This window comes from Sporomusa sp., from assembly GCF_035561255.1.
In the GTDB taxonomy this organism is placed as follows: domain Bacteria; phylum Bacillota; class Negativicutes; order Sporomusales; family Sporomusaceae; genus Sporomusa.
The window spans coordinates 1-19,937 of record NZ_DATMXX010000008.1 but is presented as its reverse complement, the minus strand read 5'-3'; the positions used below and the strand labels follow the sequence as shown (position 1 = coordinate 19,937).

Here is a 19,937-nt window from a genome sequence, read left to right as displayed (position 1 = left end):
GTATAATGATAAGAGTGCAAAGGAGTGATGCAAACATGACTGAGTTAGAAAAAATGAATGACCAGGCATTACAGGAATACTATTTAGAATTAGTCCGGCATTATGAGAAATTCCAGGCCCAGAAGCTAAAGCTAAATATGTCGCGCGGTATACCAGGCCCTGACCAACTGGACCTTGCTGCCGGGCTTTTAGATTGCATCAATCAGACAAATTACAAAGCTGCCGACGGAACCGATTGCCGGAATTACGGGGGCGTAGATGGTCTCCCTGAGGCCAAAGAACTTTTCGCCCAGCTATTGGAAGCCAAGCCTGCGGAAGTCATCATTGGCGGCAATTCCAGTCTGAACCTGATGAATGATCTTATTGTCCGGGCGATGCTGCATGGGCTGCCAGGCAGTGAAACCCCGTGGGTAAAACAGCCGCAAGTAAAATTTCTCTGCCCCAGCCCCGGATATGACCGGCATTTTGCCATCTGTGAGCATCTTGGCATTGAACTGATACCGATTAATTATCAGCATGATGGTCCGGATATGGCGCAGGTAGAACAATTGGTAGCTGCCGATGCGTCAATTAAAGGTATCTGGTGTGTGCCCAAGCACAGCAATCCCACCGGTATCACCTATTCTGACGCGGTGGTAAAGCGGCTGGCAGCCATGCCGGCTAAAGCCCCCGACTTCCGGATTTTCTGGGATAATGCTTACGTCGTACATCATCTGACCGATAACCCGCCCCGGATATTAAACATGCTGGAGGAATGTAAACAGGCCGGTCAGCCTGACCGGGTTTTTGTGTTCACGTCCACGTCTAAGGTCAGCCTGGCCGGTGCCGGTATTGCCGCCCTCGCCGCCAGTGAGGCCAATATTAATTGGTTTAGAAAACACCTCAGCATCCAAACCATCGGCCCTGATAAACTGAATCAATTGCGGCATGTCCGGTTCTTTAAAGACCTGGCCGGGATTGAAGCCCACATGCGCCGACAGGCGGCAATCATCAAGCCAAAATTTGATTTGGCCATAGCCATTATGGAAGCTGAGTTAGGCGGCAAGAATCTGGCCTCCTGGAGCAAACCGCAGGGCGGTTACTTCATTAGTGTCAATACCCTGCCCGGCTGTGCAAAAAAAATAGTGGCGAAAACGGCAGCAGCCGGCGTTGTCCTGACACCGGCCGGAGCCACCTTCCCCTATGGTAAGGACCCTAAAGATAACAACATCCGGCTTGCTCCCACCTTCCCGCCACTGGCAGAGCTAAAGCAAGCCATGGAGCTGTTTACGCTTTGCATTCAGCTGACTAGTGTTGAACAGGAATTAGAAAAAAGAGACCTGCGACAATAAACTACTACGCTGACCATAAGCGCTTTTCCTTCATAAAGACACAATGAGACCCCTGGAGTATAAGCTCCAGGGGTCTCACACATGCCACAGGCTAATTATAGGCGTCAGCTTGGCTTGGTATAAACACAATACCCAGATAGTCTGCAAATCGCAACAAACACCGCCCAATTTCAGCCCGCATTTGTTCTGATTGCTGTACGTCAGGCTCCCACCACCAGTTCTTAATCACCAGTGTTCTGCTCTGTTTATCTATTGCCGGCTCAAACCGCGCTATAAACTGATCGCCATACAAGACCGGCAATACATAGTAGCCATATAAACGTTTATCAGCCGGCTTGTAAACCTCCCAGCGGTAATCAAAATTAAATAACGCTTTCACGAGTTGCCGCTCCCAGAGCAGATTATCCAGGGGGGCAAGTATGGAAGCATGACATTCCTGCTCAGACTGATGCAGGACACTGTCCAGACAATAGCTATCCTCACTCCGCATATACAGTACAGGTTTAATCCCTGCCACTGCTATCTCAATAATCCTGCCCTGCATAAGCAGCCGCTGCAGTGCTTCACTACGCTCGCTGCTCTTTATTCCGGAGATCCCCAGCCACGCATCACCAGACTTATTCCACAGCAGCCCAATGCTCCCGATCCGCCGGGTAATATACCAATCGTGATACTGCTGTTCTGTTTTATTGGGATCCGGGGACTGCAGCAGAACCCGGGGAAGCTGCCGGCTGGCGAGATCATATATCTTACGGGTACGGGCCTTATGGTGAATAATCAATTCTCCCCGGAAATACAGGGTTTCCAATGCCGCCCGGGCGATCCGGGTAGGTGCCCAGGACCAGTCTATGATCTGATCATAGCTAAGATCCGCTGAAGACAAAGGTCCCCGTTTTTCAATCTCATTGAGAACCTGAGGCAAAAAGAGTTCAAGCTCGGAACTATTGCGCGGACTATGACAGGCTTGTTCTCTATTGCGGGCAAAATAAGGCCAGTCCTCCGTATAGTAGATGGACATATTCTTATCCCAGCCATCGATCAGGCTGCGATCCTGATACAGCAGCTCCTGCAGCAGGGCCGGACGAAATTCAGCCACACGTGCCTGCAGCACCAACTCCTGATTATGACCGACAATACTTAGAGGATCAAACTGAATACAGCCCACACGACGGATATAACTAAGTATCCCCTGCTTGCCGGCCCACCGGCAAGGCGGCCATAACCCCTGGTGGGTAAGCACAAAGCGCCGGGCCTGTTGCTGAGTAATCTGCACCGGTTGATGATTGGCTGACAGCATCATGGGGCCGTCTGCTCAGCCGCATCGGCACACACAAACTCATACTCCTGCAGTTCATGAATCGTAGGCTTAGGGCCGCATAGGGCACAGTTGTCTGCTTTGTTTAACCGGAGGGTAAGAAAACGGCTGAATAATCCGTCCAGGTAAACAACCCTGCCTCGTAAAAGCCGGCCCTGACCGGATAATAATTTTGCCGCTTCTGCGGACTGAATGAAGCCCATAATCCCAGGCAAGGCACCCAGTACCCCGGTCTCAGAACACGATGGAACATTACCTGCAGAGGGAATCTTCGGCAGCGTACAGCGATAACAGGGCCCTGCAGGCGTGACAATAGTCATAGAACTACCGTCAAATCTGATCACGCCGGCATCAATCATCGGTTTGCCGGCAAAAAAGCAGGCATCGTTAAGCAAAAACCTTGCCGGAAAATTATCGACTGCGACAATGACAACATCATAACCGGCAAGAATATCAAAGACATTTTCTTTAGTCAGACTGGTATTATAGACATTAACTGTAAGCTGCGGGTTTAACCTTTTCAAAAAAACTGCCGCTGATTCCACTTTCGGCATGCCAATCCGGGAAGCAGAATGCAATATCTGGCGGTTAAGGTTGCTGATCTCAACAACGTCATAATCCACCAGGCCGATTGTGCCGATACCTGCGGCTGCCAGGGCGTAGGCTGCAGGCGAACCAAGCCCGCCGGTACCGACAATCAGCACCTTACCGTTCTCCAATCTGGTTTCCTGGCAGTCTTCAGGTTTTACTGCACACAGTTCGTCTACGATCTGAGAGAAATCCTGGAGACTGGATTTTCTAAATTCCATGGACAGCAGGTTAAAATAGAGAAGGTCATCTGTTGTTTCGCCAATAGCAAGGACTAGCTTTACGATTTCCATAACAGATAATGCCCCTGAAAAGCAGCGGGCAAATACACCATACTGCAGTAAATGTTCTTTGGCACCGACGCCAGCCGGTTGCTGCCCGGCCCCTAATGCTGCCAGCAAAGCTTCTGCCGCTGCCGGGTCTTTACATACCTCAATGCCCCCTTTCCAGCCATTTTGGAGGGCTATTACGGATGGTAAAAAATCATGTGTTATATTTTCGCTCTGCCTGACAATAAATTCCGGACTGCCTATGAAAATCCGGAATTGGCTATCCTCACTGCCTGCCAACGCAATCGCGACATCGCTGTTCAAATCCCGGATGTCGGCCACAAGCGGGTCAAACCCGGTTGCCGTTTCAAACCGGCAGTTTATGCGGCCTATACCAGCTGCTGCCAGGTAATATATGGCCAGGGCTGCGGCTTCTATGCTTTCCCCACAGACAAAAACCGCTGATTCCAACAGTTTTTTCTGCCCCGGACCGCTAATCTCCGGCATAATAATATGCCGTAAATACCTATTGATCTGCTCCCTGGCAAGTATCACCAGGCTCACCTCCCTGCCTATCGACTTTAGCGTAATAATCGGCAATCGCATTGTGAAGCGCATCGGCAGCAATATTGGAACACCTTATTTTTTTGGGTGGCAGCCCGTCCAGGGCCGCTGCTACTGCTTCGTTGGTTATCTGCAGCGCTTCTTTAATTGTCTTGCCGCTAGCCAATACTGTAACCATACTGCTGGCCGCTATCGCCGCAGCACAGCCAAAGGTTTTGACTTTGACATCAGCCAGGACGTTGCCGTCTAGTTTTATATAAAGCGTTATGAGGTCACCGTCTATAGGGTTCCCTACAATACCAACCCCGTCTGCATCGGCTATTTCACCGATATTTCTCGGATTAGAGAAATGATCAAGTACGGTGTCATTGTACATAGATGCCGCCTCCTGTTAAAGTGATTACCTGGTATATACTTGCATTTAATAACCGCCGGCAACCCGGCTCTGCAATCCCGATTCAATATGATTAATAGTTAATATACTACTGTTCCAGTAAATATCCTGCTGGTTAATGCAAAATTTAGACAGTTGTGTCCGGTCACAGGCCAAGCTCGATTAGTTGCTCACCGTCTGATGGTTTATATTGACACCACCCAACGCCTGTAGTAGTATATTTGTAAAATGACTCTCGAGTCTTTGCTTAGTTGAAGATTGACAACCATTACACGGTGTTGGCAACAGCTGATCGGTAAGTACTGAAGGCTAAGGTATATCTGTTGATGTACCTTAGCCTTCAGTACTTTTAGCATACACATGGAAGAAGTGATCCAACTGTTCAATTCATTTAAATCTGTCCCAAAATCAATATGGCTTTTAGCTATCGCTCACGGTGTGGTTGATATGTCCCCCGGCGCTTTTTATGCGGCATTACCCTTCTTAAAGATAAAGTTCTCATTGTCTTATGCCGAATTAGGCTCTATTGTCCTTATGCAAAGTATTACCTCTTCCATCAGCCAGCCATTTTTCGGTTATTTATGCGACCGAAAAGCGCGCGTCTGGTTCATGCCTGTCGGTTGTCTGATACTAGGGATCTCGATGCTGGGAACATTATTATCACCCATTTATTCGCTGGTCTTTTTGTCGGTAGCCTGTAACGGGATTGGCTCAGCTATCTTCCATCCGCAGGCTGCAAAAACAGTCAACCTGTTAAGCGGCAGCGCCAAAGGAAAGTCGCTAAGCTTGTTTTCTGTTGGTGGCAACGTGGGTATTGTAGCAGGGTCATTGTTTTTAGCCTCCCTGCTCATCCATGGCGAAGGTCCTTTGTTACTCATTTATCCGGTTCCCTATCTGCTGATTAGCGGGGCATTATTCTATTTTTTGCACAAAGTACCCCGGTTAGAAACAACAGCATGTACCAGCTTCAGACGGTTGAAGGCATCTGTTAATTGGTCTTTACTGGCTTTGATGGGAACGGTTTTGACCAGGGCCACGGTATCTTCCGGTATCAGCACCTTTGTGCCTTTATATTATATGACTTATCTGCATGGCAGCGAGCTGTACGCCAGTTTTCTGTTGACAGTTCATCTGGGGGCCGGCGCTGTCGGTACGGTGATCGGCGGCGCTTTAAGCGACCGGTGGGGAAGCAAACAGATTATGCTCTATTCGATACTACCAATTGCGGCAGCATTGTCTTTGTTCAAAATTCTGGACGGACCATGGATATTTGCCGTACTGGCAATCGCCAGCATCCTGCTTGCCGCTACTGCCACCAGCAGCCTGGTTTTTATTCAAAAAATGATGCCGAATAATCTAGGCATGGCATCAGGCTTAAATCTTGGATTTAGCTCCGGTCTCGGAGCCCTGGGAATTTTGGCCATGGGCAGAGTCGCCGATGTCTGGGGGATGCCTTTGGCCTTTGATCTACTGGCCACGTTACCGGTCATCGGCTTTATCATGACACTCTTTGTTCAGGAACCTGTAGAAAAGAGAGTTGAACTGGAGGTATGATCCAAAGAGCCACGCCACACCGAATCTTTAATATCCTGAAAGGCTCAGTGGCGCCGGTTATGGGATAAATACATACTATTAGGAGGATCATGACATGAGTGAAACCTTAAAGTCAATCGTGCAGCGCAGGAGTATCAGGACTTACAAACCCGAACAAATAACAGATGACGAATTACAGACCATCCTTGAGGCAGGGCAATTTGCCCCCAGTGCCAGAAATGAACAATCCTGGCATTTTACAGTAGTACAAAAGCAGGAACTATTGAGTAAAATCAATAATGTTCTTCAAACTGTTTTTCTAAATTCAGGCAATCCCGGGCTAGTAGAACGGGCCAAAGCGGAAAACTTCAGCCCGTTCTATCATGCCCCAACATTAATTATCGTCTCTGGTGATGAAAAAGCCATTGCTCCCCAGGCAGACGGCAGCCTGGCACTAGGCAACCTGTTCCTGGCAGCCCACGTTTTAGGTATAGGGTCTTGCTGGATTCATTCCCTGCGCTTGCTATTTGATACAGAAGAAGGCAGAGCACTGAATAAGGAGTTAGGTATTCCCGCAGGCTACACGATCATTGGCTCAGGGGCCTTCGGTTATAATGCAGGTGAAGCACCAGCGGCGCCGCCGCGCCGGGAAGGTACGGTAACGATAATCAAATAAGAACTAAGCAGGGTTGAGATTTTACGTTTCTATAAGATAACGTAAAATCTCAACCCTTTTTTCACTACAATTTGGCTAATGTCAAGACTCCTGTTCACGCTCTTACAACTGCGATTTCCCGCAACTATCATTAGCAAACCTGCATCCTAACTGGATTACCGGAGTTGCCAGACACCTGTAGAATACTCTCAAATCTACCAGTTACCTATCATATTTTAGGTTTTTGGTTATGGGCACAGGCTACGTATAATTCGTTCAGTATTTGCTTTGATCACGCGTTTTACCATCTTCGTCATTCGTTAAAAGCGCTTGCAATTTACTGATATTCTCCCCGGCATGCTCCGGTTTGTGAGCATCAGAGGCAGTGAGAATACGTACGCCATTATCTTTAAACACTCTCAGGATTTGCGGATTTAGGCCAAGTTCCGCAAATCCATAGTTCAATGTCAGTCCACCGCTTTGCTCTGCGTACATGGTGGCATCATTCAAAGCTTTAGCAAGATTAATATAGGTCTCAGTCAAGTCATAGTCCGGGTAATATCCAAAACACTTGATTGAATCCGGATGGGCCAGGCCGTTAAAAAGCTTTGATCGTACCAGGTCAAACATAATCTCATAATATCGTTTATACGCCTTATTCACTTCTATGCCGTTCCAGAACTCAGCCTTGTGGTCAAATCCCCAGTCATCAATGTAGTGAACCGACCCGATTACAAAATCCCATTTGTATTGGCTTAAGATAGCCTGCAATAGACTCTCTGTTTCTGGTATATAGCATATTTCCAGTCCAAATTTTACAGTGAGGGGAAATTCGCAGTTTTTCACCTGTTCAATAAAGCGTATATATGATACAAGTGAAATCTTCATTTTTCTTGCCAGCCAGTTCCTCTGATATTCATTAAAATCAGCCACTGGCCTGTACATATCACGAAATTCACAGAATTGATGAGAATGCTCCAGTAAATAGATTGTGCTTACTCCCCGCTGCCGCGCCTGTTCCACAAAGCTTTGCAGCAACTGCCACGTATATTCGCCGCTGTTGCCATGAAAAAGATGAATGTGGGAATCAATCACTTTTTCACCGCCTTTCAGGTATTGACTTAAGTCTCTCTTGCCACTTATTTTTTTCTGGCCCTAACATATGCTCTCCGGCTGGGGTATTCAACATTCCGATATGGATGGCGGATAAATGCTTCGGCAAGCTCAAAACCGCTTTCTTCCAGGCAGCCGATTATGTGTTCATAGTTATGAAATACGTAATCGGCGAAGACTTCTTCAGCCCCAGCTTGCTTATTAACACGGATGACTTCTTGGTGCCCGATATGAAAGGACAGTAAAACAAAACCGCCAGTTTTTAAAGAGCGATGAAACTCTTTCACTAACAAAGGTATCTGAGCTGGTTCAGAATGTACAATCGCATAAAAAGCGCTTATGCCGGCAAGGTGGTTATCGCTGACGGGGAGAGCAAACATATTAGCCACTTGAAAATCAATGGCCGGAAAACAGCGTCTTGCCTCATTGACCATTCCGGCAGACAGATCAATGCCAAAGATATTGACGCCATATTTAACCAAATGCCCTGCGATATGGCCTGACCCACAACCGACATCGCAAACAGGGCCGTTATCCTTCACCAGATTGGCAAACACCTGCAAACTATATCGGTCCAGCGGCTTATTATCCAACTCATGCAAATATTTCTCGGCATATTCTGATGCCGTATGGTTATAGTACCTCACAAATTCAGCACTTTCTATTGTCATGCAGACCAGCCCCTTCATCAAAACACGCCTGTATTAATCATCCAAGCTTCGGAATCCGATATTTATGCCACAAGCTTCCTCTTGCAACCATCCTCATTATTTAAGATACAGCGAGACTACACTTTCATTATGTTGTCTGAATTCCTTAGCAAGAATATCCATCAATATCACATCATACCGCTCTACACCAATAATACGAGCTTCTCTAATACGTCCTATTTCTGTGAATCCTGCTTGTTGATAACAGTGTATCGCCCGCGCGTTGAAGGAAACTGCCCCCAGCATTACACTGTTCAAGTTCAGCAGGTTAAATGCATAATCAAGCGTCAATCGCAGGGATTCTTGGCCATACCCTTTGTTCCAATGCTGCTTGTCGCCAATAAATATGCCAATTTTGGCGCTTCTATTGACGTAATCAATGGCATACAATGCAGAACGACCGATCAGACAATCATCTGCATTTTGAATAAGGGCAAAAGTGCGTAATCCACTGCTTCGTTCCGGGGATTTTTCAATATCATGCTGTATTGTTTCCACAGTGACGTGGCTAAAAGCCTCATCCCCTAACGGCAAAGTTACTTCTAAATCATTGAGCCATTCAGCTATTTTGCCTGCGTCTGCCAGATTTAACGTCGCAAGTGATACCTTATCACCTCTAATTTTAACCATCCTATTCCCCGCCCTCGTTGAAATTCCCTTATCGGTTGGCTAATTCTTGACCTATAGCAAAAGCGGCTTGTAGAAACTGTTCGTTTTCCCGGGCTATGCCAGGTTCCCCTAAGCCGCTCCCCACCAAGGTTCCGGGGCCAGCCACAAAACCAACGCGTGCCAGTACCCGGGCAGTTGCTTCAGTCGTGCCGGTGTATAAGCTGGCGTCTGGCTGCCCCTGGGTGAATACCAGTCCAAACTTTTTTCCGGTACCAAGACTGCTGGTGGAATCAGGTTTAATATATCCATACAACCGGTCCATGAAAGTAGCTGTTTGCGCTGTAAACCGCCCAAAATAAATGGGCGACCCCAGAACAATACCGTCAGCAGTCTCAATGGCTGTGAATACGTTGGTCAAATCATCATTTATGACACATTTGCCTGCTTTCTTACAGCCGTAGCAGGCCTGACAGCCCCGAGCAGCAAGCTCATTCAAATGGAATAGCTCTGTTTCACTGCCCTGCGCCCTAGCTCCTTCCAAAGCCTTTTGCACCAGCACGTCGGTATTGCCATTTTTTCGTGGGCTGCCAACCAATCCAATAATTTTCATCATAATCACTCCTAAAGTTTAATTTCATATAGTACAACGAATCACCCAGCTGTCATTCGCTGTATATAAGCCTGTTTGTAGTAATAGAGAAAAAAACAGAGGCCGCGAGTAGAAAACTTCATACTCGCAGCCTCTGTTTTTTTGCAGTCAGCTTACATTGCCACTTTACTATTATGGCTAAATTATATCCCCGTTTCTTACAGATGTCAATTTGTGGGTTATCCTTTGATACCAGACAGAGCGCGTTTAACCACCGGTATCCAAATCTCAGAACGATAGTCCGGACTGGCCATGTCACCCTCATAATAGATTTCCAGATCAGGCCCCTCAGCCCGCTCGTAGCCGCCAGCAGGAAAGAATTCGGTATATATGCGTTTAAACAGCTCCTGGATGGCCTCCGGCATTGGGCCGGTTGCTTCAAATATACCCCAGTCCGCAGGCGGAATATGAAAGACCTCAAACCCTGCATATTCCCCTTTAGCCGTATTTTCGACGGCAATAACATAAGAAAACTCGTTATTGTCACTAAAATCTGTGCAAATCCCAAGCAGCTTTCGGTTAGTTTGACCATCTGCACCGTTCGCCGCAATATCAGCTAGTGTGCCGACAGTTCCATCCCGCTCAGCTTTATCCCAAAACCGGGGAATTATTTTTAACTGTGCTTCATTGACCGTAGATACCCGCATCGATTTGCCAACAACCTCAAACCCGTCCTTCTCAATGATTTTGTAATTCATTTCCTTATCTCCTCTCAGTGAAATATGAAAGGATAGCCGTGGGTAAGCTTTTAACCGAGCTCCTGTCGCCCGCGCCAACGAGGGAGTAATACCGTGCATTTTTTGAAAAGCACGGGTGAATGAAACAGGCGAATCATAACCATACTTGAGGGCTAAATTGATGATTTTAATATCATTATTTTGCAGATCAGCTGCGGCCAATGTCAGCCTTCTGCGTCGTATGTACTCCGATAAAGGAATCTCGGTAATAAAAGAAAACATCCGCTGAAAGTGATAAACCGAGCAGCAGGCTATCGCCGCTGCGGTTTTAAAATCAATTTCTGCCGCTAAATTTTCCTCAATATAACTCATCGCACCATTCATTCTTTCGATCCAGTCCATCATACTATCCTCTCTTTATTGCCAGTATAACAGGCGATCTATAAACAGTCGCAACTTTCCATGCACCAATTTGTTTGTAAGACTGCTAAAAGCCATCAGTCACCTTTCATCCTTTAGAAAAAGAACAGCAGAATCATATCATATGACCCCGCTGTTCTTTGCTAGCATGGAAGACTCGCCTGCCTCTACGCTGCTTAATCAAAAAGTGTGTGCTAAAGTTGTTTTCATTTAGCGGGATTATGGTTTTTGTGCTAAATATAAATCCATTGTATCATAGACATGTAATTTTCCACCGAAACTATTGATTGCATATGTTATTTCATTCTCCAATCCATTTTTCACATTTGCTGGAAGAGTCCTGTGGTCAGAATAGGTATTCAATAAGGCTATATAACCTTCTGCTGTAAAAGTTCGAGTCTGAAAAAATAATTTTGAAAAACTATTAGTAAATCCATAATGTTTGATAACCTCTGCTATTTTTCGGCAATCGTTTTTATCAAATTCAACTGGTTGTTTGTCAGATGGCTTATACTTATTGTAGACTTTCCGAATTTCCAAATGGAGCAAATCATCAGTCCGATTTACAAAAGGATGATTCCAAAACAACGCTAAAACTCCACCGTTCTTTAAAAGGTCAAAAACTTTCGTGTAGCCAATTCCTTCCGGTATCCAATGAAAAGATGTTGCAGAATAGATTAAGTCATATGTATTGTTATTGCCACAAAAGCTTTCAAAATCAGTATTAACCACCTCGAAATTACTAAAGGAAGCAAATTTCTGCCTTGAATATTCGGCTAACCTTTCACCAATTTCAATGGTGGTAAGCTTGCAATTTGTTTGAAGAATCGGTAAGGTTGCTTGCCCTGTTCCAATACCTATCTCAAGAGCTTGCTTCGTTTCGTTTATACCTGAAAATCGAATAATTTCATCAAACAATTCAGAAACATAGGTAGGTCGCCATTTATCATAATTTGCTTCATCTTCGTTAAAATTCAGTCGCAAGTCCATATGCTATACTCCTAATATCTAATAAATTCGAATTATATGTTATTCTAACACAATCCACTTGGGACCTTGTCAAGTTTATGAATATTAAACAAATATAGGCTGACGCCAAAAATATTATTGCCCATAGCACTACAAAATTGATTGACTGCAAAATTAAACATAGCAAGAGCTTAAATTAAATACTAATTTTATCACTCAACTGTCAGTCGAGTCTTACAAGTATTCAAGTATACGGTTATTGTTCTGCTACTTTTTCACCGATATAATGAAATAAAAACAAAGGGAAACGAGGTCTTGCTTTATGAAAAGCAGTTTAGGAAAAAATATCAGTAGATACCGTAAACTCAAAAACATCACTCAGGAGGAACTAGCTACTCAGCTTAATATTACATTTCAGGCAGTGTCAAAATGGGAAACCAATCAGACCTATCCGGATATCACCCTTTTGCCGCATTTAGCCAGTATATTAGAGGTAAGCATTGATAGACTTATGGGCTATACCTCACATCAAGAACAGAAACGGACCATTTATGAGGATGAGTATGCCCAGGATGGTTATTACTGGGGTCTTGCGCCCTCAAAAATGTGTTATAAAATATTATCCTTGCTGCCGCCGACTAAACTCCTAAAACTATTGGACATTGGCTGTGGTGAAGGCAAAGACGCCGTATTCTTTGCCAGAAACGGCTATCAGGTAACCGCCTTTGATATAGCCGATGCAGGCATCGAAAAAACCAAAAGACTGGCTGATAAAATTGGTGTACATGTAAATGTCTTTAAAGCCGATGTCCTTGATTTCAGGCTGGAATCTAATTACGATATCCTTTATTCCAATGGCGTTCTCCATTATATGAAACCGGAACTCCGGCAAGAGATATTTTTCAACTACCAGCAGCATACATCCCCTCATGGCATTCATGTTTTATCAGCATTTGTGACAAAACCGTTTATTCCCCCCGCACCGGAACATGAACCTAATGGACACAACTGGCTTTCAGGTGAACTTTTTTCTCTTTATAGCAATTGGCTTATCAAAGAATGTGATGAAGTAATATTTGACTGTAACTCCTCCGGCATTGCTCACAAGCATGCCATGAACATTATTGTGGCCGAGAAGCCGTGATAATACCCTCCTGGTCATACTCACAGCCTTTTTCAGTAAACGCTCATGAATAAGAAAAACTGACTCAAGAACCGCCCCCGTGAGTCCAAGCCTTTCACTGTTTCTTAGCTACTGCAAATATCGTGTAGCCGCTAAATGTTATGCCGTCTTTAGTCCGCTGCTTTTCAAGCTCAATCTCAATATCCACTTTCGCTTTATCCCGTAACGATTCGGGAACATGGTTCAGGAAATTACCAAAGGAGCTAGCCTCAATGAATTTAGTAACATCGCTGGCCGTTGGATAACTCCTCTTGATCTCCTTAATCTGGACATCTTTTACCGTTAAACCAGCCCCTGCCAACAATTGAATCAGCGCAGTAGTAGTCAAACCATGCTGATTCTGAGTACTATCCTCCAACCGAACAATCTTATTGTATGGATCCCGCTTTAGAACGTTATCTGTAATCAATTTTACTCCCGAAAAACTGCTTAGTTCCTTGGCACCTGTTGTAATGCCAACCTTTCCTCCCAGTTTAAGAACCCTGAATATCTCCTGCAAAGCGACTTCTTTATTAAGCACCCAATGAAATACCGCATTCAGGTACACTACATCAAAACTATTATCCGGTATGGAGCTGAGATCTTCAGCATTTCCAATCTGGAAGACGGCGTTAGCATATTGATTTTTCTCGTTGGCGATCTTAATACGCTCTCCCAAAGGGTCGATACCGACAAAATTACCAGACTGACCAATGACGGAAATTACATGTCTACCTAACCGGCCAGTGCCGCTGCCGATATCCAAGACCGAATCACCAGGTTCCACCTCCAGTTTCTGGATCAATATAGATCCGTTATTGAATTGGGTATTGCTTACCTCGTCATAAGTACTTGCCAAATTCTCATTATCTAGTGTCAGATGAACGGCCATAATAAACACTCCTTATTTGTATTATTTTTGCTAAACACTTATTAAAAGAACTTTAGTACAATTCTCAATGAGCGCAAATCAGGCTAAGAGTATGTGAAACTCTCAATAAAAAAAGCAAAGGTTTCCGTTATGGAATAACCTTTGCCTTCAGTTTATCTCCTGATCAGCTTTTGTTCCTACTCACTGTACTTACCCGCCAGCTTATAAGGTGACCATAAACTTGATGGGCAAGAAGAAAAGGCAGGCTTGACTTTTAGTAATCATTAATTTTTTTCATTAGCAACAATACACTTCCTTAAAATTTGCTGTAGACGTTTTTTTGTGCGCAATCATTTCAAATTCGACTTGAGTCATGAAGTTGGTATAATTTAAATGTTTAATACCATTGCTTTATCTCCTGGCTCAGAGAAATCAAATTTTCGATATAGTGGTTCTCCCATTTTTGTTGCATTGAGATTAAAGAAAATTAAAGATATAACTAAATCGGATATTCCTTTGCAAATTGTCCATATCATTCAGAACAAACCCCTCCTCAAATCAGCATATTGAACCGGTTAGAGTAAAAAAGAGGAGTGTTCTGTCAAAAATTTAAAAACTCTACAGCATAAACGCCGTGGAGTCATACTATGCTCGGCTATCATCCTGCTAAGTGAATTTTGGCATCTATATTTCCTCCCCGGAAACCCTTTCACAGGACATATGGCCAATCACATTTTGTTCATCTGCTTTGTCATCGGTTTTGGTATGTTTTTCTATGTCCTGCAGCCGGCGCAAAAACAATATTGCCCCGGCAACACAGATCAACCCGCCAATACCAACTGTTGCCGCTGCTCCGATATAGCTTGCCATAATGCCAGCCAGTAGATTGCCAAAGGGAGTCATCCCAAAAGACATGGAATACAGGCTCATAACTCGACCGCGTTTATCTTCATCTACCAGGGATTGCATTAATGTACTGGATGCTGCAATATGAACAATCGACCCCAGTCCAATAAAAAAGAGCATTAGCAGCCCGATCAACAACAAATTGGTCTGAGAAAACACGATCAATGTAATTCCCAGCAGAACAACCGCCCACGGAATCACTCTTTCCAGGCCCTTTGGATTAGGGCGGGAGGCCAGGAATGTCGCTCCACAAATCGCACCCAATCCTGTAGCCCCCATTAGGAGCCCCAATGTGTACGAGTCACCGGCAAATACATCATGAGCAAAAATCGGCATTAGCGTGATATACACCGTACCTGCCAGATTGACCAACCCCAAAAGTAGCACAGTATAGCAAATCGGTGGAAAATGGTAGGCATACAGATATCCTTCACGCATTTCACGCAACGGAGAATTTTTTTCCTTTTCCCGTTCAACTGGTGCCTGAACATGCATACACAGCAGAGCCGCCAGCACGGGAATAAAACTGGCCGCATTTAGTAGAAAACATACTCCCTCACCAACTATGGCAATTAATATGCCGGCTATCGATGGGCCGACCAGTTTTGAGACGCTAAGAATAATAGAGTTCAACGCGATTGCGTTAGGTAAATCATCCTTCTCCTCGACCAAATCGACAACAAATGCCTGACGGGCAGTCAAATCAAATGCATTAATACAGCCTAATACAAAACCTAACCCTAACAAATGCCAAACCTCGATGTTGCCGGTTATCACTAAAGCTGCCAGCAATACTGCCTGCAGCATCGCTAACGACTGGGTTATGATAATAACTTTGTGCCTGTTAAAACGGTCAGCGACTACACCTGCCACAGGCCCTAATAGTAAACCTGGCACAGAATTAAAAAAATTAAATGTGCCCAGCATAAAAGCGGAATCTGTCAACCGATACACCAGCCAGTTCATGGCAATCGTTTGCATCCAGGTACCAATTGCAGAAACAGTTTGCCCGCTGAAAAACAAGCGATAATTACGATACCGCAATGCCCTCAACATGAAATTCACATTGATAGAAATTGTATCCAATCTTATTCCGCCCTCCTCGTCTACCGGGCATTCAGGGGCCACAACTGACTGCGGCCCCTCTAATCCTCCCTACACATAATATTGAATCTCTAAAAAGCAAAAAAGACTTAGGACAATATTCCTAAGCCTTCAGTCTATCCTGATCAGCAACGGGATAACAACACTGGTAAAACTAATATTTTTAATGTTATCACATGAGTAATATAATGTCAATTAGTTGATCGCGCAACTAATTTGTGTTAGTTTCATAATTACACTAGAAGTCAATTTTCTTCTCTAGACTGTACATATCACGCTAAACTAACCTCCAATACTAGCCCTAAGCATTGCATCAAATTCGATTATTCCACTAACTTTCTTAATGCTTCTTGATACGTAAACTTATTGACCATACTGCCGGCGCTAATCCGCCCAACCTGAACCACGTTGCCACTCCAGTAAGAATTCCTCCAATTTATGGAATAAATAATTTATAGTCATTCCCAGCACTGCAATAACAATGCATGCACCAAAAGCGGAACCGCGGATCAGGCGTCCTACTCCATAATAGGCCCCCATGGATTCCGCAACAACTAGTATGAAAAATGCGTAAGAAGCACCCGACCTTATCCCGGTAAGAATGACCGGCGCCGCCTCGGGCAATATTACTTTTTTAAGGATGGCAATTCTGCCCGCGCCTAGTGACCGCGCGATTTTTATATGGAGAGGATTCACATTCTTTACTCCGGATATCGTGGCAAACAAAATCAACCAAATAGTAGACCAGAAAATGATAAAAACTTTAACACTCTCGCCAATTCCAAAGAACAGGATAAATATCATCGATAGGGCTAAAACATTCACTTGTTCCAGCAAACGGAACAAGGGCATTAACTTGCACAATAGGAAGGGAAACGCCCCTGCCAACACAATCCCCGCCGGAACTGCCAGGCTAACTGCCAGCGCTAAACCAAGGAATATCCGCTGTAAGGAGGAGGCAATATGGATAAATAGGATGCCATCAGCAGCTAATTTGCCGAGGTGCGATAACACCTGAGAGAAAGGCGGAAAAAACTGTCTGTCGACAAGTTCCAGGCGCGGAGCAAATTCCCATATTAGCAGAAGAATGATAATTCCCGAAATATCGATGCACTTATCGGCCATTCTCTTCAAACAATTGCTCATTTTCTCTCCTTTTCTTCTTAGGTCATAATATCCCATGAAGATCCAAAACAGCATAGTTTGTTAATTATTTACCGTCTATATATTTTTTTGATATGCAACAACATCTAACAGGTTCCTTGTATTCTTCTGGAATATTTTCCGTAATAAACTGATGAATTGGAAAATAGCCAAGTTCATTTACAAGTAGTAAATCTAAAAAAAATCAGAGTAAATTTTCCTCCGTACTGACAAGTCTCGCAGCTTTTACAGCTTCTCCTGCCGTGTTCCGATTCGCTAAAAACCGACTTTTTGCCGTTTGAATAAAAAGAGTCGGCAAGATACCAATGGCACATAATATGCCTGATACCAGAAACACATCGCCATAAGCCGCGATAGCCGCTTGTTTCGTTACTATTCCCTGCAGCGAATACAGTGCCAAACTTCTGGCCTGCTCCAATGTAAACCCGTTATGGCTAAAAGAATTCTGCAAGACCGCTACTGCCTGTGTTGCCGCTTGTGAACTGCTGTTAATATAGTCCTGGTAGGTCCCGATATGTAATGTTTGTCTGGTATCAAGTAATGCGCCCATTACCGCAACGCCCACGCTGCCGCCAAAGTTTTTACAGAGATTGAAGACACCAGAACCAACGCCCAGTTTATCTTTGGGCAAGGAATTCATTACACCATTTGATAAGGGTGACATAGTTAGGGCCCTGCCCACCCCCATGATGATTAATCCTGTTGCGATATAGGAATAGGACGTACCTTCATCAAGCAACCGGAAAGAAAATAAGGACACTGTCATAATTAACATCCCTAGAGTTGCCGGAACCCTCGCTCCATATACATTAGCCAATCGGCCCCCTACAGGCGCCAATACAATCAGGAATACTGTCAGCGGCAGCATGGCTATCCCGGCTTTGATGGCACTATATCCCTGAATATTTCGAAAATAGAACGGTAAAAGATAAATGCCGCCATTCATAGCCATAAACGATAAAAAACCTACCAAATTTGAAGCGGTAAACGTAATATTCCTAAACAGTGTCAAGTCAACAATCGGATTCTCAATATGCATCTCTACCGCGATAAAAATAACCATCGCCAGTATGGCAGTAATTGACAAACTCATTATATATAAGGAGGTCCAGCCTTCCTTGGCTCCTTGGTTAAGCACCACTAGCAGACAGCTCAGACTGGTAACCAGCAGCGTTCCGCCAATATAGTCAATTTTTGCTGTTTCACTATGGGTTTTTGATTCAGTTAACACGTTAGCGGCCAAAAGCAGCCCGGCAGCGGCTACCGGAAAAGCGAAAAAAAACAGCATCCGCCAATCCAAATATTCAACAATCAATCCACCGACAGTTGGCCCCAAGGCCGTACCGGATGCAGCCAAAGCTCCCCATAAGCCCAGGGCCTGACCTCTTTCCCGGCTCGAAAAGGCTTCAGACACTAATGCCATGGCGTTAGGAAACAGCAATCCGGAGCCAATACCCTGTAGCAGGCGAAAGATAATAAGTGTGGTACTGTTCCATGCTAAACCGACTAGCAGTGTCGCGAAAGTAAAAATAGCCAGCCCAATCAAATATACCCGCTTACGGCCAAATTGGTCGCCTAGTTTGCCAGTAACAGGCAGGATGGAACCATATGGCAGCAGATAGGACAGTGACACCCACACTACAGAATCCATACTAAATCCGAACACCTGCATAATATTGGGTAATGCAATACTTACCGAATTGCTTAGATAAGCGCTAAGCAGGGTACCAATTGTAACTGTAAACAACACTAAATATTTATTGCGGCTTGTAGCTTGCTCCGTTTCAGCACCTTCAATACGACTTAACATCAATACGGATTATCGCCGACATACCTGGCTTTAATTCCTCATTGCCGGTATTTGCCACTGCTATCTTCACCGGCAGTTTCTGCGTTAGTTTGGTATAACTTCCCGCTGTGTTTTCATTAGGCAGCAGCGAAAACTGCGACCGGGTCGCGGCACCAACCTCGCGTACCTTGCCTGTGAATGTTTTTCCGGGGAAGGCATCAACAGAGAATGTTGTCTTTTGTCCAACCCGAACTTTACCGACCGCTGTTTCCTCAATGTTGGCCGCTATCCATACGTTATTGTTGTCAACAATATTAAATATTGGCTGCCCAACGCTAACGCTTTCACCAACATTTACGGATTTTAACGCTACAACACCGGCAATCGGCGCAATAATGGCTGTATAATCCAGTTGCAGCTGGGCGCTTTCCAGTATGGCGGCGGCCTGCTCCATTTGCGCTGTCGCCGCTTCTATATCTTCCGAACGCGAACCCTCGGCCGCTAAGCTGACCGACTGCTTCGCCGCTGCACACTGTGCTAGTGCAACCGCCAGCGCAGCCTGAGCTGCATCCAATTGCTGCGCCGCTACGGCACCCTGAGCATATAGCGATTTTGTACGCTCATACACTTTTCCGGCATTATCTAAGCTTGCTTGCGCCGAATCAGCCAAAGCGGCCGCTTGGACAACCTGCTGCGGTCTGCTGCCGGCTTTAACCCCGGCCAGTTTCGCTTCTGCCGCTGCTAAAATTGCCTTGGCTTGGGCAACTTGCGCTTTCAAATCCCGACTGTCCAGTCTGGCAATAACCTGCCCGGCCTGTACAGCATCCCCCTCGTCAACCAGTAATTCAGCCACGCGGGCAGCCACCCGCGAACTTACCGTAACAATTGTGCCTTTCACTCTGGCGTCATCGGTAGACACAATATTGGCATAATACATCCACCACCAAATACCACTGCCAAGCAAAGCAAAACCAGTTATAGCCACTGTCACCATTATTTTCTTTTCATTTCGCAACAGGATTCGCCCCATATATATTCCTTTCTCTGGCTTAACAGCCTTACTTTATTCGATAAAAAATATTGAAGGTCGGAAAGCAATGCCTGCTCTCCGACCTTCAATATTTTTTGATCAGCCGGTATATATG

Annotated in this window: 18 protein-coding genes; 4 read left to right on the top strand and 14 right to left on the bottom strand. The window is 45.0% G+C overall.

The window, feature by feature from the left end; genetic code table 11:
* The first annotated feature begins 35 nt into the window (after window positions 1–35).
* Complete coding sequence (locus VN379_RS00535; RefSeq protein ID WP_325529712.1) at window positions 36–1,331, top strand: aminotransferase class I/II-fold pyridoxal phosphate-dependent enzyme; 1,296 nt, start codon at window positions 36–38, stop codon at window positions 1,329–1,331.
* Window positions 1,332–1,422: 91 nt separating this feature from the next.
* Here the strand turns inward: VN379_RS00535 and VN379_RS00530 are convergent, their stop codons facing one another.
* Genes VN379_RS00530 through VN379_RS00520 form a run of 3 tightly spaced genes read right to left on the bottom strand, consistent with a single transcriptional unit; the run spans window position 1,423 to window position 4,443 of the window.
* Window positions 1,423–2,631 (bottom strand): winged helix-turn-helix domain-containing protein, encoded by a 1,209-nt coding sequence (locus tag VN379_RS00530; protein ID WP_325529711.1) that lies wholly within the window; start codon window positions 2,629–2,631, stop codon window positions 1,423–1,425.
* Window positions 2,628–4,058, bottom strand: coding sequence for a HesA/MoeB/ThiF family protein (locus tag VN379_RS00525; RefSeq protein ID WP_325529710.1), 1,431 nt, complete (start codon window positions 4,056–4,058; stop codon window positions 2,628–2,630). The genes VN379_RS00530 and VN379_RS00525 overlap by 4 nt, the downstream gene beginning before the upstream one ends.
* Window positions 4,030–4,443: an iron-sulfur cluster assembly scaffold protein gene (locus VN379_RS00520; protein ID WP_325529709.1), complete on the bottom strand. Its 414-nt coding sequence runs from the start codon at window positions 4,441–4,443 to the stop codon at window positions 4,030–4,032. Before VN379_RS00520 ends, VN379_RS00525 begins: the two co-directional genes overlap by 29 nt.
* Before the next feature lie 378 nt (window positions 4,444–4,821).
* Here VN379_RS00520 and VN379_RS00515 point away from each other — a divergent pair, with 378 nt between their 5' ends.
* Window positions 4,822–6,015, top strand: coding sequence for an MFS transporter (locus VN379_RS00515; protein ID WP_325529708.1), 1,194 nt, complete (start codon window positions 4,822–4,824; stop codon window positions 6,013–6,015).
* Between the two features lie 94 nt (window positions 6,016–6,109).
* On the top strand, window positions 6,110–6,670 hold the full coding sequence (locus VN379_RS00510; protein ID WP_325529707.1) for a nitroreductase: 561 nt from the start codon (window positions 6,110–6,112) through the stop codon (window positions 6,668–6,670).
* A gap of 255 nt (window positions 6,671–6,925) precedes the next feature.
* Here VN379_RS00510 and VN379_RS00505 read toward each other — a convergent pair whose 3' ends face one another.
* The 6 genes from VN379_RS00505 to VN379_RS00480 form a co-directional block, all read right to left on the bottom strand.
* Window positions 6,926–7,744, bottom strand: coding sequence for a PHP domain-containing protein (locus VN379_RS00505; protein ID WP_325529706.1), 819 nt, complete (start codon window positions 7,742–7,744; stop codon window positions 6,926–6,928).
* A gap of 44 nt (window positions 7,745–7,788) precedes the next feature.
* Window positions 7,789–8,433, bottom strand: a complete 645-nt coding sequence (locus tag VN379_RS00500; RefSeq protein WP_325529705.1) for a class I SAM-dependent methyltransferase — start codon at window positions 8,431–8,433, stop codon at window positions 7,789–7,791.
* Between the two features lie 96 nt (window positions 8,434–8,529).
* Window positions 8,530–9,102, bottom strand: a complete 573-nt coding sequence (locus VN379_RS00495; protein WP_325529704.1) for a GNAT family protein — start codon at window positions 9,100–9,102, stop codon at window positions 8,530–8,532.
* 28 nt (window positions 9,103–9,130) lie between these two features.
* On the bottom strand, window positions 9,131–9,694 hold the full coding sequence (locus VN379_RS00490) for a flavodoxin family protein (protein WP_325529703.1): 564 nt from the start codon (window positions 9,692–9,694) through the stop codon (window positions 9,131–9,133).
* A 215-nt stretch (window positions 9,695–9,909) separates the two neighbouring features.
* The gene (locus VN379_RS00485; protein ID WP_325529702.1) at window positions 9,910–10,812 is read right to left on the bottom strand and encodes an AraC family transcriptional regulator; all 903 of its coding nucleotides are present in this window, start codon (window positions 10,810–10,812) and stop codon (window positions 9,910–9,912) included.
* Between the two features lie 234 nt (window positions 10,813–11,046).
* Window positions 11,047–11,817: a class I SAM-dependent methyltransferase gene (locus tag VN379_RS00480; protein WP_325529701.1), complete on the bottom strand. Its 771-nt coding sequence runs from the start codon at window positions 11,815–11,817 to the stop codon at window positions 11,047–11,049.
* A 301-nt stretch (window positions 11,818–12,118) separates the two neighbouring features.
* Between VN379_RS00480 and VN379_RS00475 the strand changes: the two genes are divergently transcribed.
* Complete coding sequence (locus VN379_RS00475) at window positions 12,119–12,940, top strand: methyltransferase domain-containing protein (protein WP_325529700.1); 822 nt, start codon at window positions 12,119–12,121, stop codon at window positions 12,938–12,940.
* A gap of 94 nt (window positions 12,941–13,034) precedes the next feature.
* On the opposite strand, the gene VN379_RS00470 is transcribed toward VN379_RS00475, so the two are convergent.
* The 5 genes from VN379_RS00470 to VN379_RS00450 form a co-directional block, all read right to left on the bottom strand.
* Window positions 13,035–13,850, bottom strand: a complete 816-nt coding sequence (locus VN379_RS00470) for a class I SAM-dependent methyltransferase (protein WP_325529699.1) — start codon at window positions 13,848–13,850, stop codon at window positions 13,035–13,037.
* 663 nt (window positions 13,851–14,513) lie between these two features.
* Window positions 14,514–15,821, bottom strand: coding sequence for an MFS transporter (locus tag VN379_RS00465; RefSeq protein ID WP_325529698.1), 1,308 nt, complete (start codon window positions 15,819–15,821; stop codon window positions 14,514–14,516).
* A gap of 402 nt (window positions 15,822–16,223) precedes the next feature.
* Complete coding sequence (locus VN379_RS00460; RefSeq protein WP_325529697.1) at window positions 16,224–16,985, bottom strand: ABC transporter permease; 762 nt, start codon at window positions 16,983–16,985, stop codon at window positions 16,224–16,226.
* Window positions 16,986–17,187: 202 nt separating this feature from the next.
* Window positions 17,188–18,813 (bottom strand): DHA2 family efflux MFS transporter permease subunit, encoded by a 1,626-nt coding sequence (locus VN379_RS00455; protein WP_325529713.1) that lies wholly within the window; start codon window positions 18,811–18,813, stop codon window positions 17,188–17,190.
* Complete coding sequence (locus tag VN379_RS00450; RefSeq protein WP_325529696.1) at window positions 18,797–19,807, bottom strand: HlyD family secretion protein; 1,011 nt, start codon at window positions 19,805–19,807, stop codon at window positions 18,797–18,799. Before VN379_RS00450 ends, VN379_RS00455 begins: the two co-directional genes overlap by 17 nt.
* Window positions 19,808–19,937 lie beyond the last annotated feature (130 nt).

Bases quoted from the DNA above. Each gene is read 5' to 3' on its own strand.
- VN379_RS00535 (WP_325529712.1), top strand. From the start codon at position 36: ATGACTGAGTTAGAAAAAATGAATGACCAGGCATTACAGGAATACTAT.
- VN379_RS00530 (WP_325529711.1), bottom strand. From the start codon at position 2,631: ATGATGCTGTCAGCCAATCATCAACCGGTGCAGATTACTCAGCAACAG.
- VN379_RS00520 (WP_325529709.1), bottom strand. From the start codon at position 4,443: ATGTACAATGACACCGTACTTGATCATTTCTCTAATCCGAGAAATATC.
- VN379_RS00515 (WP_325529708.1), top strand. From the start codon at position 4,822: ATGGAAGAAGTGATCCAACTGTTCAATTCATTTAAATCTGTCCCAAAA.
- VN379_RS00510 (WP_325529707.1), top strand. From the start codon at position 6,110: ATGAGTGAAACCTTAAAGTCAATCGTGCAGCGCAGGAGTATCAGGACT.
- VN379_RS00500 (WP_325529705.1), bottom strand. From the start codon at position 8,433: ATGACAATAGAAAGTGCTGAATTTGTGAGGTACTATAACCATACGGCA.
- VN379_RS00495 (WP_325529704.1), bottom strand. From the start codon at position 9,102: ATGGTTAAAATTAGAGGTGATAAGGTATCACTTGCGACGTTAAATCTG.
- VN379_RS00490 (WP_325529703.1), bottom strand. From the start codon at position 9,694: ATGATGAAAATTATTGGATTGGTTGGCAGCCCACGAAAAAATGGCAAT.
- VN379_RS00485 (WP_325529702.1), bottom strand. From the start codon at position 10,812: ATGATGGACTGGATCGAAAGAATGAATGGTGCGATGAGTTATATTGAG.
- VN379_RS00480 (WP_325529701.1), bottom strand. From the start codon at position 11,817: ATGGACTTGCGACTGAATTTTAACGAAGATGAAGCAAATTATGATAAA.
- VN379_RS00475 (WP_325529700.1), top strand. From the start codon at position 12,119: ATGAAAAGCAGTTTAGGAAAAAATATCAGTAGATACCGTAAACTCAAA.
- VN379_RS00470 (WP_325529699.1), bottom strand. From the start codon at position 13,850: ATGGCCGTTCATCTGACACTAGATAATGAGAATTTGGCAAGTACTTAT.
- VN379_RS00460 (WP_325529697.1), bottom strand. From the start codon at position 16,985: ATGAGCAATTGTTTGAAGAGAATGGCCGATAAGTGCATCGATATTTCG.
- VN379_RS00455 (WP_325529713.1), bottom strand. From the start codon at position 18,813: ATGTTAAGTCGTATTGAAGGTGCTGAAACGGAGCAAGCTACAAGCCGC.